A 26,440-nucleotide genomic window follows, 5' to 3' on the forward strand; every position below is an offset into this window, starting at 1 on the left:
GGTAAGTGCTACTGACCTATTTATGAATGAGACACTTACTGTCTCAAATTAAGTAACTGTTCTATAAAGAACTCACTTCCACCAATTGTACCATAAAACGTACTATGTTACCTTTAATTCCCGAAGTAAATTCTAATTTTTGAGCCTTCTTTTACTTTAGCTCCCGCTTCTGGTGATTGTTTAATTACTTTCTCTCCATCTCCACTTATATCAAGCTTCAAATCGACGAGTTGTGTTTGTAAGTCTTTCTTTTTCATTCCAATTAAATTCGGAACTTCCACAGTTGGTGTATCGCCCCATTTATATTCTTTCTCAACTTGTTCTTTTCTCGGTTTCACTCCCATAACAGGAAGCGCATCTCGAAGGATATTCCCGACAATCGGAGCTGCTACCACTCCACCAAACTGTGTAACCCCTTTTGGATTATCAACAGCAACATACACAACAATCTCTGGATCATCCGCTGGAGCAAATCCGATAAAAGATACTATATAATTATTCTCTAAATATTTACCATCTTTCACCTTTTGAGCAGTACCCGTTTTTCCACCTACACGATATCCATCAATATAAGCACCTTTACCAGAACCTTTCGCTACAACATTCTCTAATGCATAACGAACTTTTTCTGAAGTTTCCTTGGAAATAACTTTTCTTTTCTCAACAGGTGTCTTTTTACTAACAACTTGATTATTTTTCGGATCAATAAACTCCTTAGCTATATACGGCTGATACAATGTTCCACCATTTACAGCCGCCGCTACAGCTGCTACTTGTTGAATCGGTGTAACAGAAACCCCTTGGCCGAATGAAGTTGTTGCTTGCTCTACTGGACCAACTTTATCTAAATTAAATAAAATCCCACTGCCTTCACCTTGCAAGTCAATTCCAGTCTTCTGCCCAAAACCAAAATTACGAATGTATTTAAATAATCGGTCTTTACCAAGGCGATCACCAAGTTCAATAAATCCCGGGTTACATGAGTTTTGAACGACTTCTAAAAACGTTTGACTGCCATGACCTCCTGCTTTCCAGCATTTCAATCTAGCTCCACCTACTTCAGCTGCTCCATCATCATAAAACGTATCCTTCTCTAAGTCTACTAAATTTTCATTCAATGCTGCAGCTAATGTAATGATCTTAAATGTTGAACCAGGCTCATACGTACTCCATACAGGTAGATTTCTGTTATACACTTCTGGAGAGACACTTTGAAAATCCGCTGGGTCAAAACTCGGTCGACTAGACATACCTAAAATTTCACCATTTTTAGGATTCATTGCAATCGCAATCATACCGTCAGGATTATAAGTTGACTCCGCAATATTCATTTCTCTTTCCATAATCCTTGTAATACGCGCATCGATTGTTAATCCTAAATTTAAACCAGCTTCTGGCTTTTTGAAATCATCACCAACATTAGGCATCCTTTGTCCTTTCGCATCTGCAAAAAAACGCACATGACCTTTGTCCCCATTTAGCTCTTTATCATAATATTTTTCTAGTCCCATAAGACCTTGGTTATCGCTACCTGCAAAACCTAATACATGTGATAAAAAGTTTCCAAATGGATAGTACCGGATAGAATCCTCTGCGATATACACGCCCTTCAAACTTAATCCTCGTACTTCTTTCGCTTTGTCATGTGATATTTTCCTTCCGCCTTTATCTAACCTTACAATCGATTCTTTTTTTGTAATCCTTTTATAAATCTCATCTTTTTCCACACCTAATACTGCAGCTAACTTCTCTGCAGTCTCTGCTGTTTTTTCAATTTGCCTCGGTACAACAAAGACAGTTGGAGCACTTTTATTCGTGGCAAGTTCCACACCATTTCGGTCTAAAATTTTCCCACGTTCGGGTTCAAAAGTAATATTACGACTCCATGAATCTTTCGCACGATCCGTTAACATATTCCCAAGAAAAAATTGCACATATCCAAGACGAATATCGATAATAGTGAAAATAAGTATACCTGATATAAGTATAAAAATAAGTCGTTTTCTAACTGTTACATTTGATACACGCATATCGGAACAAGCCTCCCTTACGCCTAGCTTGTTCCAATATATGCTTGTACTTATTTAATTAGAACTTATTCTCTTTTACCATTACGGCTTTTCTGCTTCTTGCTGTGGTTCGAGTGGCGGTACGAGTGTGACACCTAATTCTGTACCAGGTTGTAATAATGTTCCTTCCGCCACACTTTGTTCTGTTACGTATCCTGTACCAGAAGGTTTCAAGTTAAGCTGTAATGTCTTCGCTAAATTCATAACATCACGCAGTGCCCATCCTTGTATATTTGGCATTGTAGGCTTATCTCCTACCAAGAAGACTCGGTCGCCTTTTAATGTTTGTTCAGTCGCTTTTGGTACTTGTTGCTGTACTTTCCCTTCACCTAGTACGATTGGACGAAGTTTGGCTTTATCAATCGCTTTCCCCGCTTCAGCCATCGTTTTACCAGTTACATCTGGAACAGTAGTTTGTTGTTCTTTCAGATGTTTTTTCGGATCTTTCACTTCATTTGGCTTAATCTTTAAATACTCTAAACTATTTTTTGTTACATATTTAAAAATATCAGCTAAAGGTTGTGCGCCGTTCTCATCATCTTTTAATTTCGGCTGTTTAACAGCTACATACACGACAAGTTGTGGATCGTCCATTGGTGCCATACCTAAGAATGAGAATATATAATTCTGTCTTCCTGTCATATAGCCGCCTTTTCCATCCGGAATTTGCGCTGTACCTGTTTTACCACCAACTGAATATCCATCAATTTTATAAGCTGTCCCTGTACCTTTCGGAGATGTAACAACACGTTCTAATAACTGTCTTACTTGCGCTGCTGTTTCCTTTGTAACAGGTTTTCCTACTTCTTCTGGCTTATGTTCTAATTTTACTTTGTCTGTTATCGGATCTACAATTTTATCAATTGCATAAGGTTTCATCATTTTCCCATCATTTGCAATGGCCGTTGCAGCTTGTACAAGCTGAATTGGTGTTACAGTGGAACCTTGTCCAAAAGCTGTTGTCACTTGTTGTATTTGCTGATCAAATAAAATTGTATTCGATCCTTCACCTGATAAATCAATGTTCGTTTTTTCATCTAATCCAAAACTATGAATATATTTTCGGAAACGTTCTGGACCAAGTTTTTGATCTCCTAAAATTGCAAACGCTACGTTTGAAGAACGCTCTACCCCTTCATCAAACGTGATAGAGCCCCAACCAGCACCGCCATTATGATCTTTTATTTTCCTATTTCCGACTTGATATGTCCCGGATTGATAATAATCTTGTCCTTTGTACACACCTTCATTAATAGCTGCCGCTAACGTAAAAATTTTCATTGTTGATCCAGGTTCAAATGCATTGGCAATCGCGTCATTGAAGAAATATTTAATTTGGCGATCATTAGGGTCATAACTAGGTTTAGTAGACATCGCTAATATTTTCCCAGTTTTCGGATCTGCAACAATCCCTATTAAACTTTCTGGCTCATATTGCTTACTTGCTGCTTTCATCGCGTCTTCTAAATAACTTTGGACACGTTGATCAATTGTTAAATAAGCATTATCTCCATTTTTAGGTGCCTTTACATTAACTTTTCCCCCATCAAGGGACACACCTTTACGATCACCTGTATATGCTACTTCTCCATTCGAAGCACTTAAGTATTTATCCAAGCTTTTCTCTATGCCAAATTGACCTACCGAGGTTCCATTCTCATTTGGTTTTGCATGACCTATAACGTAAGATGCAAAATCACCGTTTGGATACACCCTTGCATTTTCTGTAATAAAAGATATTCCCGGCAACTTCAACGCTTCTATTTGTTCCTTCTTTTCTTTCGTCAAATCCTTGCCTAACGTTCCAAATTCGACTTGACTTCTACCTTCCTTGTTTAAAGAAGCTAAAATATCCTCTTCGCCTTTTCCAAGTACTCCTGCAATTTTCTTTGCAGTATCTTCTTTATTCTCAACTGAGTTAGCACCTTTTAGTGCAGCTACCATTTTGTAAGAGTTTGCGTCTTGCGCTAACACATGACCGTTTTGATCATAAATGGTTCCTCGGTTCGCTTCAAGAACTCCTTTTTTACTATGCTTTTGTTTAGCAAGTGCATCTAAATCCTGATTATGAACGGTTCCTGTTGATTGTATGTAAAAAAATCGGGCTAATAACAGCAAAAAGAGCAGGAGGAAAAATATCATAAAATAACCTGCTCCCTTATTGGTATGAAATTTAGTCATATTCTTCTTCATCGTTCCTTCACACCTATTGCCTTATTTGAGGCCTTTCACATTATTCGCATTAATTTCTAGCCCATGTTTTTTTGCAACTTCAGCGATTCGTTCATAGCGACTTAACTTCTCTACTTCAGCTTGTAATTCTTGATTTTCTTTTTGCTGCTGTACAATTTTTTCTTCTATCGTCGCTGCTTCTACATTAACTTGATAAAGGCCTGCTTTATTTCCAATAAACGCGACACAGGCATACAATAAAAAGCCAATAAACGCTACATACAACAGTTTTTCGATTCTTGTAATTTTCGCTTTAACCTTCGGCTTAGCCATCTGCTGTGGGGGCGTTTGAATTTGCACCTCTTCTTGCGCTTGTTGTTTGTACTTTACAGCTAAATTAGTCATACCTCTCTCTCCCTTTTATCGTTTTTCAGCGATTCTCAACTTCGCAGAACGCGCACGATTATTTTCTTCTAGCTCTATATCAGAAGGTAAAATCGGTTTTCTTGTAATAAGCTTTAATTTCGGCTTAAATTCATCAGGAATAATCGGTAATCCTGGCGGCAATTGTGGCGTTGTACTATTTCGCTTAAACGTTGTTTTACAAATACGATCTTCTAATGAATGGAATGTTATAACACTAACCCTTCCACCTGGCTTAACCATCTCAATAGCAGATTCCAATGCTTCTTCAAATACTTTTAATTCATCGTTTACAGCTATACGAATTGCCTGAAACACTCGCTTAGCAGGATGCCCACCCGTTCTACGAGCAGGAGCCGGAATACCTTCTTTAATTAGCTCTACTAATTCTCCTGTCGTTTCAATAGCTTTATTCTCACGATAAGCTTCAATTTTTCTTGCAATTTGTTTTGAAAATTTCTCTTCACCGTATTGGAAGAAAATCCTTACAAGTTGTTCATATGACCAGCTATTTACAACATCGTACGCTGTTAATGGGGCATCTTGATCCATCCGCATATCTAGCGGTGCATCATGATGATAACTAAAGCCTCGTTCTGGTGTATCTAATTGTGGGGATGAAACACCTAAATCAAATAAAATACCGTCTACTTCTGTTATACCTATTTCCTGCAGTTTTTCAGCTAAATAACGGAAGTTACTCTTTACTGTTATAAACTGTTCACCGTATGAAGAGAACTTTTCTTTCGCGTTTTGAATCGCTATCTCATCTTGATCAAACGCTATTAATTTTCCACCTTCAGTTAATTGGGATAATAAATAAGAACTATGTCCTCCTCCCCCCAGTGTACAATCTACATATGTACCATCTGGCTTTATATCTAAGCCGTCTACTGTTTCCTTTAAAAGCACTGTTACGTGTTTAAACATTGTTGCACCTACTCTTTTTCCAATTAATTATGTTGAATGTATCCCTTCCTCTAAACACATATTTCACGCTTAGAGAATGAAATAATACGAAAGAACGACTCATTTAACTTACCAACAAAGGCAACATACTATACAAATCGCTATTTTCTTTTATTATATACTAAATTTTATCATCTTTTGCGGGAATTTAAATAAAAAACTGTCGAAAAAGCGAATAATACGTTTACATTTTGTGCTATTTTGTCATATATTTAAGTATCCAACACAATTGCCATATTTAACACTTTTTTGATTGATAATTCAGAAAAAAATCACTTCACAGTAAATTCAACGGAATAAAAATAAAATCCTGCTCCAAAGAGCAAGATTTTATAGTTTTATAACATGATGTTTTCCGTCCCAAGAAAAAGGGTTTTCCATTACACGATCAACGAAATCCAAACCAAACTGATTTAAATAATAACATACATTCCACACACGTTCTTGCGGTGCACCTAATGGACGAAGTGCGAATTGTATACGGCGAAATTTATTTAGCTGAACCTCATACTTTTTCTCAACATTTCTTTTCAACATTCTTTCCAGCAGTTCAATTTGTTCATTAATTTTCAATTCGTTTTTCCCTGCAAACGCACCTAACCCTGGCTCTATTTTCTTTACAAATTGCTGTAAAGATGTATGAATATCGGCAATTTCTTTTTTCGCCTTTTCAAAATGATCATCAATCGGTTCCTCTATTTGATTAGACAACCAGTTTTCACGCAATTTATCGACATCATTTAAAAACGGATCACTTTCTCTCAATTGCAAATCAAATAAATCCGTCGCTATATCTCTCTCCACATAAGTAATTGTAAGACGAGGAACGACAGGTGGCATTTGAAAACCGACAGTATGGAATACTTGTTGTAATTCACTCCAATAAGCTAATTCTCCTGGACCTCCAATAAATGCGAGCGTAGGAAATACATACTCTTGCATAAGAGGACGTGTTACAACATTATTACTAAAACGTGCCGGATTTCTCTCCATCTCTTCAATCAACTCTTCGTATGAAAAGGAATGCGCCCCATCCTTTCCAACAAACTTACCTTGTTGATCTTCAAGCAATACTCGTTCATCATCTATTTCCATGAATATATGCACTGCATGAGACTTCGTTTCAATAATCGGTTTGTATCCTAGTTCTTTAATTACTTCTTGCTGATTACGAAGCCCCTCTTGTACCTCTTTATACTTACTTATAATTCGCTTGAAAAATGGAATTTCTAACTTTCTTAATTCAGGATGATGTGAATCAACAAGGATTAAACCAGAATTAGCAAAGATTTTCGTAATAAGATGAGCAAAGAAATCTACATACGTATTCGATTTTTTCAAAGCATCATCAACAAATTTTAATACATCCTTTGTAAAATTTGTTTCTGGGTATGTTTTAAAAATCTCTTCAATCCAATTTCTACAATCTTCAACAGAAAGTTCAGACTCAGAAGCACTCGCCTTTTTCGGATTACGGTCATAAAAAATAGTTTTTTTCATCTTTTTATTTTTCGCTACAAAAGTATGGTTAATCTCATCCATATCATGGTCTTCACCCGCAATCCAGAAGACAGGGACAACTTTAACTCCTAAACTTTCTTCCTTTTCCTTTGCAAGCTGTAAAATTGAAATAACTTTATGAATTGTATAAAGCGGTCCAGTTAATAACCCTGCTTGTTGTCCAGCTATAACAACATATGTATTTTCATCTCCAAGCGCTTTTACATTTTGAAGTGTAGATTCTCCCGCTTGTAATTTTGTATTATATTCTAATAAATGCGCTACTAAATCTTGGCGGAAAAACTCCCTTTCACGCAAATCATGTAAACGTTGTTTAAAAGCATCTTCTGTTAACATATAATCAAAACATGACTGTATCTCTTTTTTACCGTTCATATAGTCCGCTACAACACCTTGTTGCGGAACAGAGATTTCTTTTATCTCCATATAATTCTTCCTTTCGTATCCAGTTCTCTCACCAATCCACATTGTAGTCAATGTTTCACGTAAAAGCAAAGAATAACACTTATACTCTTGTTTCTAACCCTTTTATTGCATCGAACAAAAATTGAAGTGTCGGAACTGGTAGTTGCTGTTTCTTAGCTTCTTCTAATACATATCCAACAATCGCATTAATTTCCGTCTGTCTATTCGCTCTTACATCCGCTAACATAGAGGATGTATTACGAGACGTTCCTTCACACACATTTCGTACCATTTGCCATACCATTTCTTTTTCTCCTCTAATAAGAAATGCGACCTCCTGAAACACTTGCTCCATCATTTGATAAAAAAAACGATTCGTGATTAATTCACCATTCTTAACTCCCAATAGTGCTGTCAATGGATTGATACATACATTTACTACTAATTTTTTGTGCATAATCTCTTCCCAATCCGTTTCTATTTGAACTGGAAAATAAGTAACAGGAAAATAACGGAATATTTTCTTGAAATGTATAGATTGACCACAAACCACTCCAAATTTTGTTACCCCTATCCCAGTATGATGAACGATATGCCCTCCCTCTTTTTTCGCACCATGTTCTACAATACCAACAGCTATATTTTCACTCCCTATTTTCAGCATCTTTTGAAGATGCGACATTCCGTTTTGCAAAAAGATTAATGATGATGCCCCTTCCACAAACGGTAGTACGTCATCTATATGATATTGCTTCACAGAAATAAATATATAATCTAAATTTTGTGCTACCATACTTTCTATCGGTAAAACAGGTGGATATACTGTTTCACATCTTCCATCTCTAATACAAGTTACACCTGTTTCATTCAACTCTTCAGCCTGCTTAGCCGTTCTTGTAAACAACGTAACATCTTGGTTACTTTTTTGTAAATAAAATGTATACAATAGACCAATAGCACCTGGTCCGACAATTCCAATTTTCATTTTCACACAAGGGATTCACATTAAGCGCCCTTGCCTCCCCTCCTTTTTATATCTTTTTAAAGTACATGAGCACGCCCTATAATTTCGTTGTCCTCTGTCAAACAAATACACTCTCTTTTTTCGCTATGTATAATACTGCCTATTAATACACTTATACTCTTAGTTTAGCAAATCCTCAAAAAAATAATAAAAGAAATATACTATCTTCTTCATAAAAATAAAAAAATGAGTTATAATATTATTGTAAATATTTTCACTTTTCTGCATTCAACAAGATAACAAAAGGATGTGATGTAATGGGATTCCCAAAAGTTGAGCGCTTGCTCATCAATTATAAAACGTTAGATGAATTCAAAAAATTTAAAGGGTGCGGAGCCCAAGAACTATCTATGCTGGAAGAATTGCAAGCAAACATTATTGAAAACGACAGTGAATCTCCATTTTATGGCATTTATTATGGTGGATCACTAATCGCACGTATGAGTCTATATATGAAAAGAAACGGCGGAGAACCATTCGAAATTACAGGTCCTTACCTAGAACTTTATAAACTTGAAGTATTACCAACTTTTCAAAAACAAGGATTCGGGCAAATGCTTGTAAATCATGCGAAACAAATGCAATTTCCTATTAAAACAATAGCACGTATTCATTCAGCTGGTTTTTGGGATAAATTAAATTTCAACCCCGTATCAGTAACTGATGGTGATTTTTATATTTGGCATCCAGAAACAAATTTGAATGCGGTTACAAACGAAGAATCGGCTTAAAAAATAAAAAAACAGCTGTATAACAGCTGTTTTTTATTTCTTAAGCTTCTCTAACTTCTCATTCGAGCGAGCATTGTTTCTTTCCGCTACCATTACACTTCTTTTTTGATCGATATAATCAAGTAATGTTCTATACTCTTCTTCATATACTGATAATCGCTCCAGAAGGCGCTCTCTTTCTGTTTGTAATGATTCAACTTGTTGTTGCAACACCGTTAAAGAGTTTTCATCTTTATAATTTTGCAAGAAATCAATAACATCATTCAACGTAATTGACGTAGGTTCTAACACCTTTGTCTCTTTCACTTCATAATGTTCTACTTTACGAAGTTGCTTTGCTTCCTCAATACGTTCTTTATATTGCTTTCTTACGTAAGAATTCCATCTAAACCCACATGCTGCTGGTGTACGAGATAAATTTTTTCCCACTTCCTTAAAGGCAGAAAGTTGTGTTCCACCTTCTCGAATATGCCGGAGTACTACTTCTGCCAGAAGCAAATCTTCATCATCAGTCCAAGCATCTTGTCTTGTTGTCGCCATCTCTCTAGTCCTCCCTATGCATTTTTTATTAAGCATATGCAGTTACTAGAAAAGATAGAATACAACAACTAAAGATTAAGACAAAAAAAAATAAACGCAGAAGATATCTTCTGCGTTTATTTTCCCGCAATTACTTGCTGATTACTTCTTTACCTTTGTAAGTACCGCATGCTTTACATACACGGTGAGCTAATTTCGCTTCACCACAGCTTGGGCACTCTACCATACCAGGTACTGATAATTTGAAATGCGTACGACGCTTTCTTTTTACTGTTTTAGAAGTTCTTCTAAAAGGTACAGCCATTCTTCCCACCTCCTTAAAAGAAATAGTTATTTTCATATGAAGGCCTGAACCAGTCTTCCGATTATTTGTCAAAAAACTTTGCAAGTCCTGCCAATCTTGGATCAACAGTCTTTTCTTTGTCTTCTTCCGAAATCACTTGCCAGTCTTGACCTTGCGTCGGTGCTCCACCAGAAACATCATCACTGAAAATTTGCATTGGAATCTCCAAAAGTATATTTTCCTTGATTACGGGCAGTAAGTCAAGTACTTCTCCTTCTAAAGAATGAATTTCAGCTTCAGTTTCAAATTCTTCTTGTGAAGTTTGGAACACCTCAGTTGTTTTAATGTCAAATGGTAATGTCACATCTACTAAAGAGCGAGAACATGGTAAAACCATGCTTCCAGTTATATGTAGATGAAACGTAAACTTACCGGAGCCAAAATCAACTCTTCCCGTTACATGAACAGGATTAATTTCACGAATATCTTTCTCGACCTCTTTTAGCTCACTTACATCTACCATCTCATCCAATGTCAATCCTTTATTTCTCAATTTATTCAATTGATGGATGGACCATTTCATATCATATCACCTCAAGGCAACAAACAAAATTATAGCTAGCCATTTTATATTTGTCAATGTTTTTTCTTTACACTATAATGAAGTCATCATAGTAAATAATATATAGAGTATCACGTTTTTCAAAAAGATGCTACATCGAAAGGAGAGATTACCATAAAAGCTGGTGGTATTGTTGTTGAATATAACCCTTTTCATAACGGTCATCTTTATCATGTGCAACAGACAAAAAAGTTAACACAATCCGATATAATAATTGCCGTTATGAGTGGTCCTTTTTTACAGCGTGGTGAGCCCGCACTCATTTCCAAATGGTATCGCACTAAAATGGCCTTAGCAAACGGCGTAGACCTTGTTGTAGAGCTTCCATACGTCTTTGCAACACAAAAGGCTGAAACCTTCGCAAATGGTGCTATTTCCATTTTAAATGCCCTACGTGTTTCCGAAATTTGTTTCGGTAGTGAGGATGGACAAATCGAAAATTTTTATAATACCATCTCCATACAAAAAAACGAAGAAGAGACTTTTAACTGCCTTGTAAAACAATTCATGGACGCTGGTAATAGTTATGCAAAAGCAACATCGGATGCTTTCTCACACATTTTAACATCTGAAAAAAACATAGATATGTCACAACCAAATAATATTTTAGGCTTCCAATATATGAAAGCAATTCTGTCACAAAATAGCTCTATACAAGCTCAAACTATAAAAAGATTTGCCTCTCATTATCATGATGAAACATTTAATGACCAACATATTGCAAGCGCGACAAGCATCCGAAAACAACTCTTTAGCGAAGAAGGATCATTTACAACAATTGAACCTTTTCTCCCACAGGCAACCACTTCGCTTTTAGCAAATTACAAACAAAACTACGGGATATTACATAATTGGGAACAATACTTTTCATTTTTTAAATATAGACTCATGACGATGTCTCCAGAGGACTTACGACATATATATGAAATAGAAGAAGGTTTAGAGCATCGTATTTTATCAAAAATACAAAACAGTTCCTCCTTCTATTCATTCATGGAAGCATTAAAAACAAAACGTTATACATGGACTAGATTACAAAGAGCTTGTACACACATTTTAACAAACACAACAAAAGAGGATATACGTAGCGCAAATATAGAACAACACGCACCATATATTCGCCTGCTAGGCATGTCACAAAAAGGACAAACTTACCTTTCAAAAAATAAGAAAAAAATCGAACTTCCAATCCTTACTCATACAAAAACATTCGACCATGCCGCTTTAGATATAGAGAAAAAAGCAAACTCTGTATATTTCTCCATCATGCACGAACCGTTACGCACACAACTATTAAAACAGGATATAACACACCATCCTATTCGCTATGATGAAACAACTACAAAATTCCTATAAAAAACCTCTCTATTTCAGAGAGGTTTTTTCCTTATCCATCTTTTCTAAATATGTTAACGCATCATCCAGCGTATCCACTGGTACAATTTTCATTTTTGTTTTAATATCCTTTGCAGTCTCAAGTGCATCTTTATAGTTCGATTTCTCCGCACCTTTTTCATTTGGCGCAAAGAACACTTCAGCCCCAGCATCGCTAGCAGCCACCACTTTTTGATTTATACCACCAATCGGGCCCACTTCTCCTTTTTCATTAATTGTACCTGTTCCAGCTATTTCATGTCCTTTCGTTAAGTCTTCTTCCACAAGTTGATTATATATTTCTAATGTGAACATTAAACCTGCGGATGGTCCACCAATTTCATTAGAATTAATTTTCACTTTCGGATCGACCACTAGTTCTCTTTCCGTAACGATAGAAACACCTATACCGACACGTCCATTCCCATTAGGAATCGTCTTTACATTTAAATTCTCTTTCAATTGTTTTCCATTTCTCATGTACTCAATACTTACAGCATCATTTTCTTTTTTCCCTGTCATATATTCAATAAATTGCTCCGTCTTTTCAAATGTTTTTCCGTCAACAGCTATAATAACATCACCAAGCTTAAGCTTTCCTTCTGACGGCATTCCTTTTGCCACACCAGCAACTAATACACCTTTATTTTCAAAAGATACTGAGCGATTTGCACGTTTATATGCATTATAAATCGCTGCATTTTGTGAATCTTTCATCGCATAATTTTGGCGAAATTGATATTCTTCATCACTCTCACCTTTTTGCAATATTTCTTCCGCTTTCGAAATATGTGTATATTTATTAAACTGTGCCGCTATTAAATTCACCACATTTGCTGGTCCCATTGAAACCGTAACAAGCATAAAATCACCAGATTCTTTCGTTCCACCCTCAACTTGAACATAAGGCTCTAATTTGGCAGCCATTCCTGGTTTTGTTATATAATACGGTAAACGTACGTAAACAAGTAACATCGCCAATATAACCCCTATTAAGATTGCATATATAAACCGAAAACGCTTAAACATTATGTTTCTCCTTCCACTGCTCAATTAATAAATAAATATTTGAAATATGTTTTTCTGCTTCTACTTCTCCAACTCGAATAATGTCTTCAATGTTTGTAAAAGCACGTGAACTAAATTGCTCTACAGCTGGTCGCATCATTAAATCCGATGCAATTTGCCGATTCATTACAAGCTCATGCTGCATAATTTCAATACTTTGCATGATTACGTCATAAATGGACGTAACATCGCCATTTACCTTAATTGGAGATACATCAACAGCGATAACAATATCGGCCCCTAACTCTTTCACAACCGATACTGGGATGCGATCAATGACTCCACCATCCACTAATAATCTTCCATCTATTTTTTCTGGTACAAACACTCCAGGAACAGATATGCTAGCCCTCACCGCATCTGCAACTGGCCCACTTGTAAAAACCACTTTTTCCCCCTTCAATATGTCAGTAGCCACAACAGCCGTCGGGATATCTAACTCTTCTAAATTTTTATTATATGTAAACATTTTAATCATATCTTTGACACGTTTTCCAGCAATAAATCCCATTTTCGGTACCGTGAAATCTAAATAATACTTCCGCTTAAAAACAGATGCCAATTTATACAATCTTTCAACGTTACTACTTGCCGCATAAAACGTACCTATTAGCGCCCCCATACTACTTCCTGCAATCATGTGAATAGGGATACCCGCTTCCCTTAAAACCTTTATTACACCAATATGAGCAAACCCTTTCGCTCCTCCAGACCCAAGTGCTAAACCAATCTTTGGTTCTTTCATTTTTCTCACCCTTTAATTTTTTTCATTCCTTTTTCATACTTATGGTCTAAATTCACTACGTATCCACGTATACTGAAATGAACGTTTTTTGGGACAAAGGGGGATTTACTTACATGTATGAAAAATGGAAAACCGCTTTCCTTACCATATCAACGCTATTTTTAACCTTTTCTCTTGTACTCCACCCCCAAGCCGCTTTGCAAGCTTCTATTCGCGGGTTAAATATATGGTGGGAAGTTGTATTCCCTTCACTACTACCGTTTTTCATCATTGCGGAACTTCTAATTAGTATCGGTGTTGTAAAATTTATTGGCGTTATATTAGAACCACTCATGCGCCCACTTTTTCGCGTTCCAGGGATAGGCGGATTTGTTTGGGCGATGGGAATGGCTTCTGGTTTCCCTGCAGGCGCCAAATTAAGCGCTAGACTACGAAAAAGCAATCTTTTAACTCAGATTGAAGCGGAGCGCCTCGTTTCTTTCACAAATTCTTCTAATCCACTTTTTATTTTCGGTGCTGTGTCTATCGGTTTTTTTAATAATCCGAAATTAGGAATTATATTAGCCGCTGCCCATTATTTCAGTAACTTTGCTGTCGGATTAATTATGCGTTTTTACGGCGATAATACCGCTTACAAAATTAATACACACACTACAAAAAAACGTCGCTTTCAAAACCCTTTTTTAATCCTTCACGAGACACGCTTACAAGAAAAAAGACCAATTGGTAAATTACTTGGGGATGCCATTGTTTCTTCTATTCAAACATTACTTATGATTGGCGGATTTATTATTTTATTCTCTGTGTTAAATAAAATGATTACTGTATTTCACATTACAGCAGCTCTTTCTTTTATTATGCAACATATTTTATCATTCTTCCAACTAAGTACAGATTTTAGTATACCTATATTATCAGGTATTTTCGAAATGACACTCGGAAGCCAAATGATTAGTCAAATAAATGAAACACCGCTCTTACAACAAGCTATGGTAACAAGCTTCATTTTAGCATTTAGTGGTCTTTCTATTCAGGCACAAGTTGCTAGCATATTAGCTGAAACAGATATCCGATTTAAACCCTATTTTTTCGCACGAATTATTCAAAGTATTCTTGCCCCTATTTTTACATTTGTATTTTGGACACCATTTTATGAGAAAGTGAGTTCTTTCTCGCCTATGCCAAAAGATATTCCTGTATTTTTATCCGAGCATCCTTCTATACTACATGAAATTTGGACATCTTTTATACATTATGGACCAATTTTCACATTATTTTGTCTATACTTATATGTTATTTTATTATTTTTGCGCACATATAAAGAAAAACCCCGTTCACTTTAACGGGGTTTGAAACTTTTCTTTTAAAGCACGTTCTACAATAGGAGGTACAAGATCTACTACACTTCCTCCATACCTCGCAACTTCTTTTACAATACTCGAGCTTAAAAATGAATATTGATTGTTTGTCATAATAAAAAATGTTTCAATATTTTCATCTAATTTTCGATTCATAGAAGTAATTTGCATCTCATATTCAAAATCAGAAACTGCTCGTAAACCACGTAATATTGCATTTGCATTACGCATTTTTGCATACTCTACTAATAGCCCACTATGCGAATCTACTTTTACATTCGGGATATCCTTTGTCGCTTCTCGAATTAATTCTAATCGCTCTTCAACTGAAAAGAATGGTTTTTTTGATGAATTGTTTAAAACGACTACGTACACCTCATCAAATACTTTTGCTCCCCTTTTAATAATATCCAGATGCCCAAGGGTAATTGGATCAAAACTTCCTGAAGAAATAGCTATACTTGTCATTCTGTCCCCTCACCTTCATACTTATAAATCGATATTGCAGTAATCCCATAATTCTCAGCTCGTACTTTTACAAGCCTTCCTATTGAATTAGGTAAAACTACATCATTACCATGCTCTGCCATAATTAATCCATCACTATGTAGCAATCCATGTTGATCCATTATACTAATTAAAGATACAATTTTTTGCTCTTTATATGGAGGATCTATCAATATAAGATCGAATGACATTTCACGTTTTATTAGCGCCTTTACTGCACGTTCCGCATCATTTCGATATACTTCAGCTTGTTCCTGTACTCTACAACTTTCTAAATTTTGATGAATTACTTTTATCGCTTTACTATCCCGATCAACAAAAATTGCTTTATCAATCCCTCTGCTCAAAGCCTCAATTCCAAGACCACCACTACCACCAAATAAATCAAGGGCGATACCACCATCAAAATAAGGACCTATCATATTAAAAATAGATTCTTTTACTTTATCTGTCGTTGGACGTGTTGTATTACCAGGAACCGCTTTAAGTGGGTGTCCTTTACATTTTCCTGAAACTACTCTCATCTGTTGTCACTACCTTTATTTCAATCTATCGAGCGATTATAGAAAGCCATTCCCACTTCGGTAACCGTTAACAAACCACATTCACCTAACTATAGGAAAACTCGGCCTCAAATAACCTCTCGTTATTTTTATGTATTCATCTCATCATTCACTAATATGAACCCAATATGTATATTAGTTCCACTTTATCTTTTTTATCCTATCACAAAATAAAAAAAAGAAAAATAAAAAGCCCAACATAAAATTTAATTTCATTATGTATATCTTCATTTAGATTGGACATAAATAATTATAACAACATCACCTTCGATGTTGTTGCCAACCGCGGAGAAGACTTACGTTTCCCCATAAGTTCTTCCTCCGGTTTCTCCTCTCCCTTTGCCTTCTTACTAGTACATGCTAGTATAAGAAGGGCCCTGCTATGCAGGGTTTTTTTTCTTTGTGTGCTTTTCATTTAAAAAGTGAAATGGTACAGTAAAAGAAAGAGGAGGAAAAGATATGATTCAACGCTTTATAGAACTCGGAGAAGGCTACTCTGATTTATATGAATTACTTGAAATTGCCAAAACAAATCAAGAACGTATAGCACATATGTTACAATTTGAAACGATAAAAAACGATAAAAAAGTATGTTCGCTTGTTGTAATATTAAAACCAACTACTACTGGTGATTTCCAACCATTATACATATGTCGTGAAGGCATTCCTGTATTTGAAAATAAAAAAAGTAAACGTGTCATTTTATTTGAAGAAACGGCAGAACAACTCGGAAAAAAAGTGGCTACCTTTACTGTAAAACCATCTACAACTTTCCCAGAAAAAGAACTATTTTTTAATCATTTAATTGGTATTTTACGAATGAACAATTTCATTCCTCCGATGAAATAACACGTTATTCCAAGTGAAAAATCCCCGGCTAAATTTAGCCGGGGATTTTTTCTATTAGCTATAATCGTATTCTTTTGCTCGATCAGGACGGGAATTTTCAAATTCCGTTTTTAAATACGGGCGATACGACTGTTCTATCTTTTTCACAAAAGGAAGTTTGTTCAACTTATGCATCATATGCTCAATTTGTTCCATATCACAATATACTACAGCATATTTTAATCGTTTTGATATGTAATGTATGTTACCATATTTCCTTAAAATCTTGGCATGTTTCAATGAATGTAAATAAACAATCATACTTTGTCGTTGCCCGAACATAATCTTCTCCATCTTCTCCTTTTAAAAACATATATTTTATATTCTATGAAAACCAATCAGAAATTTATAACATTACAGGACAAACTCTGTATACGTTTTCTTCCAACTTCTAAAAAACGGGGTACATCACCCCGTTTTTTTACAACCACAACCTCCGCCAGTACCACAACCTCCACCACAGCCACCAGCATCAAAGAATGGATTTCCTGTTGGCACTTTAATGGAAGAAGACACTTCCGAACCGATTGCTACACTAACTTCGTCTAATAACTTCTGCAAAGCAGTTTCTGCTCTTTTAAAAGCTGCAACCTTATCATGTAAGTCCACAGAACGCTTTAATTCTCTCATTTTCATTGACACGGTAGTATAGTCAGGATGGTATTTTCCAAAACGCTGTACTTCCTCATACCGTTCTTTCATCGCTGTAAATTGCTGAATGAGCGTCTGAAGTTCCATATCTTCATGTAATTCTCTATAATACTTACGATAATCTTCTGCTATATCTGAACAGATAATCGCTTTTGCAAGCTGCTCTGCCTTATCTAATATTAATACGCTTTCTAGCGTCGCTACAATCATGAGAGACACCTCCGAGTATCCATCATACCACATTTAGATTAGAACTACTAATTGAAGTGACTTACTCAAAAGAAAGATATAATGAAACTATTTTTACACTATATCCGTACACACTTATACATTAATATGTTCCGCTATATTATATTTAAGAACATCCCACTTTCCACTATTTTGTTTCACATAACTAATACACGCATTTTTTAATGGTGTCTTAAATGTAATTTCATCTGGTTCAATGGCATGTAAAATCGCTTTTATCGCGTGTGAGTGAGCAACAATAATAATACGTTTGCCAAAATGAGTTGTCGCAACATCTTCTAAAGCAGCAAAGCAACGAGCTACAATCTCTTCATCTCGCTCCATACCTTCTACTTTACCTTCAGCAATCAACTCTCTAACAGCCGCAACCGGCTTCCCTGAAGCTTCTCCAAAATTCCGTTCAACAAATCGCTCATCTAATAAAATCGATTGTAATCCAACTGTCTTTGCAATTTCATTAGCCGTTTCTTGCGCTCTAATTAACGGGCTACTTATAATGATATCCCACGTTTCTTCTTGTAAAGCAGCTGCACTCTGACTCGCTTGCTTCTTACCAACTTCATTAAGCGGAATATCTTCTCGCCCCTGAATAATTTCTTGAAAATTCCAATCAGTTTGTCCATGTCGTACTAAACAAATTTCCGTCATGCTGCAACTCCTTTTTAAATAATCAACCTCTATTGTAACAAAAGTTCTGCATGACGGACATATTTTTCACTTCCAATTAGGTTGCATTTTGTTGCTTCATATACTGAAACATATCAATCATGATCGAAGCAACGGCCAATTGATTTTGAAACTTTTCCACTTTATCTGGTATTGTTTTTTTGAAATGTTGCATCGCCGCTAACTCAAAAGCCTCTTTTTCTTCAGGATTTCGTGTTAATTTTCTATACCAGTACGGTTGCTCTCTAATATAGCGAGATAAATCCTCATCAGCCTTTATAAACTCCATAATTTCTGCTCTCATCATCTTTCCCCCTAATCCTTTTGAAAGAAAAATGGGTTATTTTCTGAAGTACTTTGCTCTTGTTGCGTACGGTTACCTTGAAATTGCTGAATAACTTGTTGCACGCTCCCGATTGCACTCGTCACATTGGCTAAATGGTTCTGCATTTGTTCCACGTCCAACTTTTTAAAAAAAGAAAGCATTTGCCCCATCACATCAGCAGTTTTTTCCTCTTCAGTTCGATTATCTTTTTCTTTTTTATTTTCTTTTACCGAAGAAAACGCAGGCGCTCCATCCGGTCTATAAGTTGCCCATATTGGATCTTCTTCACCAAGTAAGTACCATTCTTCATAAAATTGTTGCCATGTTTTATGACCACTTCTAACCTCATGAACCATTTTAGGGTGATGGTTTACAAATTCTTTAAACTGTTGAACCGATGGATGTAACGGTCCTTTTGTTGTTGGCATAATCCTCACCTCTCCATGTATATCTACTATATAGTAAGAAAAAAAGGCGCATGGTTCGCCTATTTTTAGACGATTCATGCACCTTTTTTTCTGCTATTTGCATACGGTCAGATTCCCACCTACAATTCAGTGAATACGAAGTAACTAATTTGGTGATGTTAACACCCCACCGCTTACAATTTCACTTTATTTTCGAATAAAGTTTTGTGTATAAAATTTATCGTATACACCAACACCTAATCCTGTAAATTGTTCATTTAATAAATTCTTTCTATGCCCCTCACTATTTAACCAACCTTGCACTGCCGCAATTCCATCACTATGTTGCGCCGCTATGTTCTCACCAGCAAGTTGAAATCCTACTTTCCCGCGCTGCAAACGATCTCCTAGCGTACCTAATGTAGGTGAGTCATGAGAAAAATAATTATTGTCTTTCATATCTTTACTGTGACCAACAGCAACATCTGCTGTTTCCTGATCCCATGTTAATAATGGTAATTTATGACGACTTCGAATGATATTTGTTAAATCAAAAATTTGTTGCATATTCCCATTTTCTACTTGTTTTATTTTTTCTGGAGTCAATGGTTGTTCTGCTATTAATTCACCTGAATAAACGAGCTGATACGGTCTTTGGCGTAATAAAGTTTCATCATCCATATAACGAACACCAACAAGCTCATGTGTAAATTGATCAAAATACAATTGCGCCCATCCATCTTCTACAGGTATTAACGGTTGTTCCATGACTTCGGTATCAGATAGCTCAAATTGATAACTATTTTTCCCTCTTTTTAATGAAATTTCATGCGAAAGCGGACTTTTTTTATATACTTCTTCATATTTTTCATTTATATAATAAGGTGGAACCTTAACTTGTTCACCAGCTGCGTATGCCGTTACAACTTTACGTTCAGAAACTCCAAATTGAACATACTGAGTTAAATCCTGGTTGTATACCCACCATTCATATCCGTATGCAGATGGCTCTATTCGAGAGGGTTCTCCCCACTTCGCTAATAAGTTTTCAGAGTCTTCACCAATCATATTTAAAACAGTGTCTGAGGAGTCTTCCTTAATTTGCTTTTTCTTTTTCACAATTTTATTTTCTTGCTTTGATTGAGATGGGGTTAATATATATTGTGAAACGAGTAATTTCCCGTATAAATCAACAGCTAAAATTAAAAATGTAATCATTACGATACGCAATAATTTCTTCAAACGATATACCTCCTGAACAAAACATAAAATTGAGATATACACAAATCCTTTTCTTTCTTTTTGTGTGTACCGTACTCTTTTCACTATATCATATTTTTGTGAAAAAAGTCTGGATTATCCCTTTTCTCTCAATATGAATTGCACTTTCTTATTATTCATACTATTATAAAAATAATGGTGTAACATTAAAAAAGGAGGTATTATATGCAATTTACAAATACGCAATTTAATGGAGCCGTCGTTGAATTAACTCTTTTAACTGAAATCATGGAAAACAACCACTTCGTACTTGCCGGACAGTGGGATTATGAGCGAGTTACATACGATTATAAATTTGAAATATTAAAGGATGTTTATTATTTACGAGTGCAAGGAGTTGCTGTTGAAGGTGACATTGGCAGTAGACACGCTGAAGTAAAACTACTTCCCCCCTTATTAGGAAAACATTATTATCCTCACGGCGTTGAATATGGTGATGATGAGACTTTCCCAACGAATGTACTTCAAAAAAGCGAACAACTCCTACAAAATGTCGAAAAAGAGTTAAAAGAATTTCAAATTATTGATTAACAAAAACAAGCGCATCAATATGATGCGCTTGTTTTATTTCCCTTCCCTAAGAATGAATCGTTTTTTTTACTGGATATCCATAAATAGATCCATCTTTTACTTTAATCTCATCTTCCCAAGGAACCTTATATTTACCTTCAGCTAAATCTTTTACAAACGTATATGGATTTTCTTTCACCCCACCAGGAGTTGCTACATATCCTCTTGAACCTAGATTATATATATTATTTTCCAATCCCCATCCTAATCTAGCCTGATCTGCTAGTTCTGGATATACTTCAGCAGTAACAATCTCCCAAGGATTTCGATGTCCCTGTACTAAAGTAGTCCCATCAAAATTACATACTTGTCCTTCACCAAAGTAATAAAATACGCCATCATAACCCGCTAAGTTTACCGACAATGTATACATTAAATTCTGCCATGCATTTGAACGATTGGTTAGCATCCATTGTTCACTAACTTGTGTACTATATCCAGAAATACGAATTAAGACATTTGCACCTTTATAGGCCGCTTCACGAGCTACTTCAGGGAACATGCCATCATGACAAATACAAACAGCTAATTTACTTCCTCCAGGTCCATCACAAACAGGTAAGCCTAAATCTCCAGCTTTCCAAGGCTCGACTGGCACCCAAGGATTTAGCTTACGATACTTCAAAATCATTTCACCTTGTGGATCAATAATAACTGCTGTATTATATGGCTCTCCACCATCAGGATTTTTCTCCATTATTGAAAAAACACCATATACTTTAGATTCTTTACATGCCTCAGCAAATAAGTCTGTTTCTGGCCCAGGCACTGTGCATAAAAATTCTTCTGTAGTCCATTTTTTTGTATTGAGCCCTTGTGTACTATATTCAGGAAATACTATCAATTCTAAACCAGGGTAACCTGATTTGGTCGAATGAATTGTTTTTATGATTTGTTGAATTTGTTTATCAATGTCTGCACGCGATTCTACTACTGGTACTGGATATTGAATTAGTGCTGTCAAAAAACCACTAATCGGCTTTACCATACTTCCACTACTACCCATTTAAACTCCCCCTTAAAATAGTTCGTGTTTATTAAAGATAACAATATATATTTGTAACTCTCTAAAAAACTTGCACTACATATGGAATTATTACGCATGAAAGCTAGTAGTAAATTTTATCTCCACTTTTAGTACACGCCTACACTAATTTAACATAAAAAAATTAGAAAATTCAATCTTTTTAAGGTAGCTAAAACTAAGTAAAAAAAGCGCATGGAATCCCATACACTTTTTTTACTTAGTCTGTAAATACGGCGGCAATTGTTGCAACTGCTCCTTATCCTTTTCACGTTCTCTACGTGCCCATCTAAAGAATACATAGCCTATAATTGTACCGTACACTATTTCCTGGACAATTTTCATTATGATACCACCAGTTTGCTGGTCTTGTACGACTGGCATCCAGTGCAAAAATTCTGGTCCCGTTATATTTAAATCTGATAAAGTGCCCGCTGGTACACATAATTCCATCGCTTTCATCCAAGCAGCCGGATCCGTATACGTTGCAAATAACGGGGCTGTCGCAAAAATGATTAACGCACAAGCAGGCGTTAATAATATGCCATTAGCAAACATATAACCAAGTTTCTTTATATCACTTAATGTTTGATATTCTGGTAATGGATTTAACATCGGCCACCACATCATGATTGCTGTAAAAAACAATATAGCGAGACAAATAGGATGAGCTATTTGACTTTGTTTTACCGTATCAAAAACAACTGGTAAATGATAAAAAGAAAACAGGCCGTTAAATACAAATAACGCAATAAGCGGTTTAGCAAATGCCTTTAATATAATTTGAACAAACTTAAAAGAAGTAATGTAACGATATAACCAAATTGGTATACCAAGCAACAGTAACGGTGGAACTGCAATATACATGACTGCCATTTCAAACATATGAGCACTAAATATAATATGGCCAATTAAATCAATAGGCCCTCCCTTTACAAAATACAAAAGAACAATACCAGTCGTAAAATAAAAAATTTGCTTCTTACTTACCTTCGTCGCATTTTCAAATCGCATTCTATATGGCCCAATAATTAAGAAGTACCCAATAAGAATCGAAAGCATAAATAATAAAAAGATTGGACTCCATAAAGCCTGAAAACCAAATATCCACAAGTTACTCATTTTCACACCTACCTTCGTAAGGTTATCTCATAATATGAAGAGGGAGCTGTGACAACACAAGCTCCCTTATTTTTCACTTTTCAAATCCACACGATTGTCATAAAAGCTAAAATTGTAATTAACCCTATTAGCAGACCAGAGTAAAGAAAGAAACTTGCTGCTTCATGTCCTTTATGACTCATATGCATAAAATAATACAATTGAAAAATTACTTGTACCACTGCTAATAGTAAAATAAACGGTACAGAGAAAATCGGACTAAAAGTTTTTGGATACGCCACCGCTACAAATGCAACTAATGTTAAAAAAATCATTAATGCAAACGTAATAACTTGATGCCTCATTTCCTCCGCACTTTTTCTCTTCCGATAAACAAGATCAACTTTAGGATTATTCGTTTGCTTTATCGCCATTGTTTATCCCACCATTCCCATTAAATATACTACAGTGAAAATAAACACCCAAACTACGTCAATAAAGTGCCAATAAATCGATGCAACATAAAACTTCGGTGCATTGTATAAATTTAGACCTCTCTTCGCATTTCTAAAGATTAATGTTAGAATCCAACATAACCCAAACAATACGTGGAGTCCATGTGTACCAACAAGAGCATAAAACGCAGAGCCAAACGCACTACTTCTCATAGTATGCTTAAATTCATGTGTATAATGATAAAACTCATATATCTCAAACCCTAAAAACCCTAAACCTAGCAATACTGTTACTAGTAACCAAAGCTGCATTTTCTTAAAGTTAAAGTTTTTCATGTGATACATCGCATATACACTCGTTAAGCTACTCGTTAATAAAAGCATCGTCATAATGAAAACGAGTGGCATTTGGAACATCTCTTGAGATGTTGGTCCACCATTTGTAGAATTTTTTAACGCTAAATATGTTCCGAATAAGGAAGCGAACAACACTGTTTCGCCTCCAAGAAATAACCAAAAACCGACAAACTTATTTTTCCCTTCAAGGGTTGCTTTTTCAGGCTCTGCTGGAAATGTTTCATTCGTTAATTTTTCATCTACATGCATTATGCCTTGCCCCCCTTATCCTCTAAATCTTCTTTATGAATATGATACCCATGATCATCAATTACTGAACGTAGGAACATTGCGCCAAATGTAATGATTAAACCAATAATTGCTACTAATAACCAGAACTTATCTTTTCCGCCCTGCATATACATCGCACCAAATGCCGCTATAAACAATCCGAAAGAAATGACAAATGGTGAAAACGAAGGATTTGGCATATGAATATCACCAACTGGTTCCGCTGCTGTCATCTCTTTATTACCTTCACGTTTTTCAATCCAAAACGGATCTAATCCGCGAACAAATGGTAATTGTTTAAAGTTATATTCTGGTGTCGGTGCTGGCATTGTCCATTCTAATGTACGTGCATCCCACGGATCACGACCAGCTTTTTCTTTTGATACTGTCGTTTTAATTACATTGAATAGAAGAACAATCGTTCCAAGAGCCATAAACACCGCTCCGATGGAACTAATCATATTCCCCATTTCCAACCCTTGCCCTTCAAGATATGTGTAGTAACGGCGTGGCATACCAATCAAGCCAAGGAAATGCTGAATAAAGAACGTTAAATGGAAGCCGATAAAGAATAGCCAGAACGTTATCTTTCCTAATGTTTCATTTAATACTTTATTAAACATCAGTGGCCAATAATAATGAGCTCCTGCAAGTAAACCAAATACAACACCGCCAACGATTACATAATGAAAATGCGCTACTACGAAATAGTTATCATGAAATTGATAATCAGCTGGTGCAGATGCTAGCATAACCCCTGTAACTCCACCCATTACGAATGATGGAATGAAAGCTACTGCCCACATCATTGGTGTCGTAAAACGAATACTTCCGCCCCACATTGTAAAGAGCCAGTTGAATATTTTGATACCAGTTGGAACCGCAATCGCCATTGTTGCGACCGAGAAAATAGCATTAGCAACTGGACCAAGTCCAACAGTAAACATATGGTGCGCCCATACCATAAATCCTAAAAATCCAATTAATACAGTCGCAAACACCATCGATGAATAACCAAACAATCGTTTTTTCGAAAATGTCGCGAAGATTTCTGAGAATATTCCGAAAGCTGGGAGTATAAGAATGTATACTTCTGGATGACCGAAAATCCAGAATAAATGCTCCCATATAATTGTATTCCCGCCCAATGCCGGATTAAAGAAACTTGTTCCAAATAAACGATCTAACATTAAAAGTCCTAATCCTACAGTTAACGGCGGAAAAGCGAATAATATAAGCGAAGATGTTACAAATGTCGTCCATGTAAACATCGGCATACGCATGTACGTCATTCCTGGCGCCCGCATATTAATAATGGTTACAAGGAAGTTAATACCTCCAATTAATGTACCAATACCTGAGATTTGCAAGCCGAGTACATAGAAATCAACACCATGACCTTTAGAGGCTAAAGCTAAAGATGCATAAGATGTCCATCCTGCATCAGGTGCTCCACCTAAAAACCAACTTAAATTTAAAAATACTCCACCAAAGAAAAATAACCAAAATCCGAGTGAATTCAAAAACGGGAACGCTACATCACGTGCACCAATTTGAAGTGGTACAGCGGCGTTCATAAATGCAAACACGAGTGGCATAGCTGCGAGGAAAATCATTGTTGTACCGTGCATCGTTAATACTTGATTATAAGCATCCCCAACAAGAAAAGCGTTGTTAGGAATCGCTAATTGAAGGCGAATAAATAGAGCTTCTATTCCGCCTATTACAAAAAACAATCCACCTGCAATTAAATAGAGAATGGCAATCTTTTTATGGTCTACTGTCGTTAAATAATCCCATATGACAGCACCCATCCCCTGTT

At 35.9% G+C, this 26,440-nt stretch carries 29 protein-coding genes; 5 read left to right on the forward strand and 24 right to left on the reverse strand.

What is annotated here, in order from left to right; genetic code table 11:
- Positions 1-113 precede the first annotated feature (113 nt).
- From ACUL40_RS11760 to panE, 6 genes are all read right to left on the reverse strand, one after another.
- Positions 114-2,030, reverse strand: coding sequence for a stage V sporulation protein D (locus tag ACUL40_RS11760; protein ID WP_445422645.1), 1,917 nt, complete (start codon positions 2,028-2,030; stop codon positions 114-116).
- 81 nt (positions 2,031-2,111) lie between these two features.
- Positions 2,112-4,262: a penicillin-binding protein gene (locus ACUL40_RS11765; protein ID WP_000739960.1), complete on the reverse strand. Its 2,151-nt coding sequence runs from the start codon at positions 4,260-4,262 to the stop codon at positions 2,112-2,114.
- A 21-nt stretch (positions 4,263-4,283) separates the two neighbouring features.
- Entirely contained in the window at positions 4,284-4,646 is a 363-nt protein-coding gene (gene ftsL / locus ACUL40_RS11770) for a cell division protein FtsL (RefSeq protein WP_000182804.1), read from the reverse strand.
- A 15-nt stretch (positions 4,647-4,661) separates the two neighbouring features.
- Complete coding sequence (rsmH, locus tag ACUL40_RS11775) at positions 4,662-5,594, reverse strand: 16S rRNA (cytosine(1402)-N(4))-methyltransferase RsmH (RefSeq protein WP_000472508.1); 933 nt, start codon at positions 5,592-5,594, stop codon at positions 4,662-4,664.
- Positions 5,595-5,963: 369 nt separating this feature from the next.
- A complete protein-coding gene (gene bshC, locus ACUL40_RS11780) occupies positions 5,964-7,580 on the reverse strand; it encodes a bacillithiol biosynthesis cysteine-adding enzyme BshC (RefSeq protein ID WP_000403038.1) in 1,617 nt (538 codons plus the stop codon).
- Between the two features lie 79 nt (positions 7,581-7,659).
- A complete protein-coding gene (panE, locus tag ACUL40_RS11785; RefSeq protein ID WP_002164452.1) occupies positions 7,660-8,544 on the reverse strand; it encodes a 2-dehydropantoate 2-reductase in 885 nt (294 codons plus the stop codon).
- A gap of 296 nt (positions 8,545-8,840) precedes the next feature.
- Here panE and ACUL40_RS11790 point away from each other — a divergent pair, with 296 nt between their 5' ends.
- Positions 8,841-9,314: an N-acetyltransferase gene (locus ACUL40_RS11790; RefSeq protein ID WP_000506694.1), complete on the forward strand. Its 474-nt coding sequence runs from the start codon at positions 8,841-8,843 to the stop codon at positions 9,312-9,314.
- Between the two features lie 33 nt (positions 9,315-9,347).
- Here ACUL40_RS11790 and ACUL40_RS11795 read toward each other — a convergent pair whose 3' ends face one another.
- The 3 genes from ACUL40_RS11795 to ACUL40_RS11805 form a co-directional block, all read right to left on the reverse strand.
- Positions 9,348-9,854 (reverse strand): RsfA family transcriptional regulator, encoded by a 507-nt coding sequence (locus ACUL40_RS11795; RefSeq protein WP_000246467.1) that lies wholly within the window; start codon positions 9,852-9,854, stop codon positions 9,348-9,350.
- A gap of 130 nt (positions 9,855-9,984) precedes the next feature.
- The gene (gene rpmF, locus ACUL40_RS11800) at positions 9,985-10,158 is read right to left on the reverse strand and encodes a 50S ribosomal protein L32 (protein WP_001984764.1); all 174 of its coding nucleotides are present in this window, start codon (positions 10,156-10,158) and stop codon (positions 9,985-9,987) included.
- A gap of 61 nt (positions 10,159-10,219) precedes the next feature.
- Positions 10,220-10,720, reverse strand: coding sequence for a YceD family protein (locus ACUL40_RS11805; RefSeq protein WP_000872149.1), 501 nt, complete (start codon positions 10,718-10,720; stop codon positions 10,220-10,222).
- Positions 10,721-10,933: 213 nt separating this feature from the next.
- Here ACUL40_RS11805 and ACUL40_RS11810 point away from each other — a divergent pair, with 213 nt between their 5' ends.
- Complete coding sequence (locus tag ACUL40_RS11810; protein WP_063220783.1) at positions 10,934-12,115, forward strand: nucleotidyltransferase; 1,182 nt, start codon at positions 10,934-10,936, stop codon at positions 12,113-12,115.
- Between the two features lie 9 nt (positions 12,116-12,124).
- Here the strand turns inward: ACUL40_RS11810 and ACUL40_RS11815 are convergent, their stop codons facing one another.
- Both ACUL40_RS11815 and ACUL40_RS11820 read right to left on the reverse strand, forming a co-directional pair.
- A complete protein-coding gene (locus ACUL40_RS11815) occupies positions 12,125-13,162 on the reverse strand; it encodes a SepM family pheromone-processing serine protease (protein WP_000476281.1) in 1,038 nt (345 codons plus the stop codon).
- Positions 13,155-13,946 carry a patatin-like phospholipase family protein gene (locus ACUL40_RS11820; protein ID WP_000662588.1) on the reverse strand — a complete coding sequence of 264 codons (792 nt, stop codon included), beginning with the start codon at positions 13,944-13,946 and terminating at the stop codon, positions 13,155-13,157. The genes ACUL40_RS11815 and ACUL40_RS11820 overlap by 8 nt, the downstream gene beginning before the upstream one ends.
- A gap of 113 nt (positions 13,947-14,059) precedes the next feature.
- On the opposite strand from ACUL40_RS11820, the gene ylbJ reads away from it, so the two are divergent.
- A complete protein-coding gene (gene ylbJ, locus ACUL40_RS11825; protein WP_000273082.1) occupies positions 14,060-15,289 on the forward strand; it encodes a sporulation integral membrane protein YlbJ in 1,230 nt (409 codons plus the stop codon).
- Here the strand turns inward: ylbJ and coaD are convergent.
- Both coaD and rsmD read right to left on the reverse strand, forming a co-directional pair.
- Positions 15,281-15,772: a pantetheine-phosphate adenylyltransferase gene (gene coaD / locus ACUL40_RS11830; protein WP_000200601.1), complete on the reverse strand. Its 492-nt coding sequence runs from the start codon at positions 15,770-15,772 to the stop codon at positions 15,281-15,283. The genes ylbJ and coaD overlap by 9 nt on opposite strands.
- Positions 15,769-16,335: a 16S rRNA (guanine(966)-N(2))-methyltransferase RsmD gene (rsmD, locus tag ACUL40_RS11835; protein ID WP_001266978.1), complete on the reverse strand. Its 567-nt coding sequence runs from the start codon at positions 16,333-16,335 to the stop codon at positions 15,769-15,771. The genes coaD and rsmD overlap by 4 nt, the downstream gene beginning before the upstream one ends.
- Positions 16,336-16,833: 498 nt before the next feature.
- On the opposite strand from rsmD, the gene ACUL40_RS11840 reads away from it, so the two are divergent.
- Positions 16,834-17,223 (forward strand): DUF7147 family protein, encoded by a 390-nt coding sequence (locus ACUL40_RS11840; RefSeq protein WP_000616017.1) that lies wholly within the window; start codon positions 16,834-16,836, stop codon positions 17,221-17,223.
- 54 nt (positions 17,224-17,277) lie between these two features.
- Here the strand turns inward: ACUL40_RS11840 and ACUL40_RS11845 are convergent, their stop codons facing one another.
- From ACUL40_RS11845 to ACUL40_RS11870, 6 genes are all read right to left on the reverse strand, one after another.
- Positions 17,278-17,544, reverse strand: a complete 267-nt coding sequence (locus tag ACUL40_RS11845) for a YlbG family protein (RefSeq protein ID WP_002082261.1) — start codon at positions 17,542-17,544, stop codon at positions 17,278-17,280.
- Positions 17,545-17,670: 126 nt separating this feature from the next.
- The gene (locus ACUL40_RS11850) at positions 17,671-18,123 is read right to left on the reverse strand and encodes a YlbF family regulator (RefSeq protein WP_000634366.1); all 453 of its coding nucleotides are present in this window, start codon (positions 18,121-18,123) and stop codon (positions 17,671-17,673) included.
- 114 nt (positions 18,124-18,237) lie between these two features.
- On the reverse strand, positions 18,238-18,810 hold the full coding sequence (locus ACUL40_RS11855; protein WP_000134946.1) for a histidine phosphatase family protein: 573 nt from the start codon (positions 18,808-18,810) through the stop codon (positions 18,238-18,240).
- A gap of 76 nt (positions 18,811-18,886) precedes the next feature.
- Positions 18,887-19,132 (reverse strand): YlbE-like family protein, encoded by a 246-nt coding sequence (locus ACUL40_RS11860; RefSeq protein ID WP_001200990.1) that lies wholly within the window; start codon positions 19,130-19,132, stop codon positions 18,887-18,889.
- An 11-nt stretch (positions 19,133-19,143) separates the two neighbouring features.
- Positions 19,144-19,581 carry a YlbD family protein gene (locus ACUL40_RS11865; RefSeq protein WP_001143346.1) on the reverse strand — a complete coding sequence of 146 codons (438 nt, stop codon included), beginning with the start codon at positions 19,579-19,581 and terminating at the stop codon, positions 19,144-19,146.
- Between the two features lie 186 nt (positions 19,582-19,767).
- Positions 19,768-20,802, reverse strand: a complete 1,035-nt coding sequence (locus tag ACUL40_RS11870) for a CAP domain-containing protein (RefSeq protein WP_000735378.1) — start codon at positions 20,800-20,802, stop codon at positions 19,768-19,770.
- Positions 20,803-21,006: 204 nt separating this feature from the next.
- Here ACUL40_RS11870 and ACUL40_RS11875 point away from each other — a divergent pair, with 204 nt between their 5' ends.
- Positions 21,007-21,372 carry a YugN family protein gene (locus tag ACUL40_RS11875; protein WP_001160952.1) on the forward strand — a complete coding sequence of 122 codons (366 nt, stop codon included), beginning with the start codon at positions 21,007-21,009 and terminating at the stop codon, positions 21,370-21,372.
- A gap of 46 nt (positions 21,373-21,418) precedes the next feature.
- Here ACUL40_RS11875 and ACUL40_RS11880 read toward each other — a convergent pair whose 3' ends face one another.
- The 5 genes from ACUL40_RS11880 to ctaD all read right to left on the reverse strand — a co-directional run bounded on the left by ACUL40_RS11880 (position 21,419) and on the right by ctaD (position 26,432).
- A complete protein-coding gene (locus ACUL40_RS11880) occupies positions 21,419-22,417 on the reverse strand; it encodes a formamidase (protein WP_000535802.1) in 999 nt (332 codons plus the stop codon).
- Positions 22,418-22,651: 234 nt separating this feature from the next.
- A complete protein-coding gene (gene ctaG / locus ACUL40_RS11885; RefSeq protein WP_000069023.1) occupies positions 22,652-23,557 on the reverse strand; it encodes a cytochrome c oxidase assembly factor CtaG in 906 nt (301 codons plus the stop codon).
- Between the two features lie 80 nt (positions 23,558-23,637).
- Positions 23,638-23,970 carry a cytochrome c oxidase subunit IVB gene (gene ctaF, locus ACUL40_RS11890; protein ID WP_000985706.1) on the reverse strand — a complete coding sequence of 111 codons (333 nt, stop codon included), beginning with the start codon at positions 23,968-23,970 and terminating at the stop codon, positions 23,638-23,640.
- Positions 23,971-23,973: 3 nt separating this feature from the next.
- The gene (gene ctaE, locus ACUL40_RS11895; protein ID WP_000557861.1) at positions 23,974-24,597 is read right to left on the reverse strand and encodes a cytochrome c oxidase subunit III; all 624 of its coding nucleotides are present in this window, start codon (positions 24,595-24,597) and stop codon (positions 23,974-23,976) included.
- A complete protein-coding gene (gene ctaD, locus ACUL40_RS11900; RefSeq protein ID WP_153579316.1) occupies positions 24,597-26,432 on the reverse strand; it encodes a cytochrome c oxidase subunit I in 1,836 nt (611 codons plus the stop codon). Before ctaD ends, ctaE begins: the two co-directional genes overlap by 1 nt.
- Positions 26,433-26,440: the final 8 nt, after the last annotated feature.

The sequence above is a fragment of the Bacillus sp. KNSH39 genome (assembly GCF_052656585.1).

Bases quoted from the DNA above. Each gene is read 5' to 3' on its own strand.
- ACUL40_RS11865 (WP_001143346.1), bottom strand. From the start codon at position 19,581: ATGCCAACAACAAAAGGACCGTTACATCCATCGGTTCAACAGTTTAAA.
- ctaG (WP_000069023.1), bottom strand. From the start codon at position 23,557: ATGAGTAACTTGTGGATATTTGGTTTTCAGGCTTTATGGAGTCCAATC.
- ACUL40_RS11880 (WP_000535802.1), bottom strand. From the start codon at position 22,417: ATGGGTAGTAGTGGAAGTATGGTAAAGCCGATTAGTGGTTTTTTGACA.
- ACUL40_RS11855 (WP_000134946.1), bottom strand. From the start codon at position 18,810: ATGACGGAAATTTGTTTAGTACGACATGGACAAACTGATTGGAATTTT.
- ACUL40_RS11860 (WP_001200990.1), bottom strand. From the start codon at position 19,132: ATGAGAGCAGAAATTATGGAGTTTATAAAGGCTGATGAGGATTTATCT.
- ACUL40_RS11790 (WP_000506694.1), top strand. From the start codon at position 8,841: ATGGGATTCCCAAAAGTTGAGCGCTTGCTCATCAATTATAAAACGTTA.
- ylbJ (WP_000273082.1), top strand. From the start codon at position 14,060: ATGTATGAAAAATGGAAAACCGCTTTCCTTACCATATCAACGCTATTT.
- ACUL40_RS11815 (WP_000476281.1), bottom strand. From the start codon at position 13,162: ATGTTTAAGCGTTTTCGGTTTATATATGCAATCTTAATAGGGGTTATA.
- rsmD (WP_001266978.1), bottom strand. From the start codon at position 16,335: ATGAGAGTAGTTTCAGGAAAATGTAAAGGACACCCACTTAAAGCGGTT.
- ctaE (WP_000557861.1), bottom strand. From the start codon at position 24,597: ATGCATGTAGATGAAAAATTAACGAATGAAACATTTCCAGCAGAGCCT.
- ftsL (WP_000182804.1), bottom strand. From the start codon at position 4,646: ATGACTAATTTAGCTGTAAAGTACAAACAACAAGCGCAAGAAGAGGTG.
- ctaF (WP_000985706.1), bottom strand. From the start codon at position 23,970: ATGGCGATAAAGCAAACGAATAATCCTAAAGTTGATCTTGTTTATCGG.
- ACUL40_RS11850 (WP_000634366.1), bottom strand. From the start codon at position 18,123: ATGATTGTAGCGACGCTAGAAAGCGTATTAATATTAGATAAGGCAGAG.
- ACUL40_RS11875 (WP_001160952.1), top strand. From the start codon at position 21,007: ATGCAATTTACAAATACGCAATTTAATGGAGCCGTCGTTGAATTAACT.
- ACUL40_RS11805 (WP_000872149.1), bottom strand. From the start codon at position 10,720: ATGAAATGGTCCATCCATCAATTGAATAAATTGAGAAATAAAGGATTG.
- ACUL40_RS11760 (WP_445422645.1), bottom strand. From the start codon at position 2,030: ATGCGTGTATCAAATGTAACAGTTAGAAAACGACTTATTTTTATACTT.
- ACUL40_RS11820 (WP_000662588.1), bottom strand. From the start codon at position 13,946: ATGAAAGAACCAAAGATTGGTTTAGCACTTGGGTCTGGAGGAGCGAAA.
- panE (WP_002164452.1), bottom strand. From the start codon at position 8,544: ATGAAAATTGGAATTGTCGGACCAGGTGCTATTGGTCTATTGTATACA.
- ACUL40_RS11845 (WP_002082261.1), bottom strand. From the start codon at position 17,544: ATGTTCGGGCAACGACAAAGTATGATTGTTTATTTACATTCATTGAAA.
- rsmH (WP_000472508.1), bottom strand. From the start codon at position 5,594: ATGTTTAAACACGTAACAGTGCTTTTAAAGGAAACAGTAGACGGCTTA.
- bshC (WP_000403038.1), bottom strand. From the start codon at position 7,580: ATGGAGATAAAAGAAATCTCTGTTCCGCAACAAGGTGTTGTAGCGGAC.
- ACUL40_RS11795 (WP_000246467.1), bottom strand. From the start codon at position 9,854: ATGGCGACAACAAGACAAGATGCTTGGACTGATGATGAAGATTTGCTT.
- ACUL40_RS11840 (WP_000616017.1), top strand. From the start codon at position 16,834: ATGATTCAACGCTTTATAGAACTCGGAGAAGGCTACTCTGATTTATAT.
- rpmF (WP_001984764.1), bottom strand. From the start codon at position 10,158: ATGGCTGTACCTTTTAGAAGAACTTCTAAAACAGTAAAAAGAAAGCGT.
- ACUL40_RS11765 (WP_000739960.1), bottom strand. From the start codon at position 4,262: ATGAAGAAGAATATGACTAAATTTCATACCAATAAGGGAGCAGGTTAT.
- coaD (WP_000200601.1), bottom strand. From the start codon at position 15,772: ATGACAAGTATAGCTATTTCTTCAGGAAGTTTTGATCCAATTACCCTT.
- ctaD (WP_153579316.1), bottom strand. From the start codon at position 26,432: ATGGGTGCTGTCATATGGGATTATTTAACGACAGTAGACCATAAAAAG.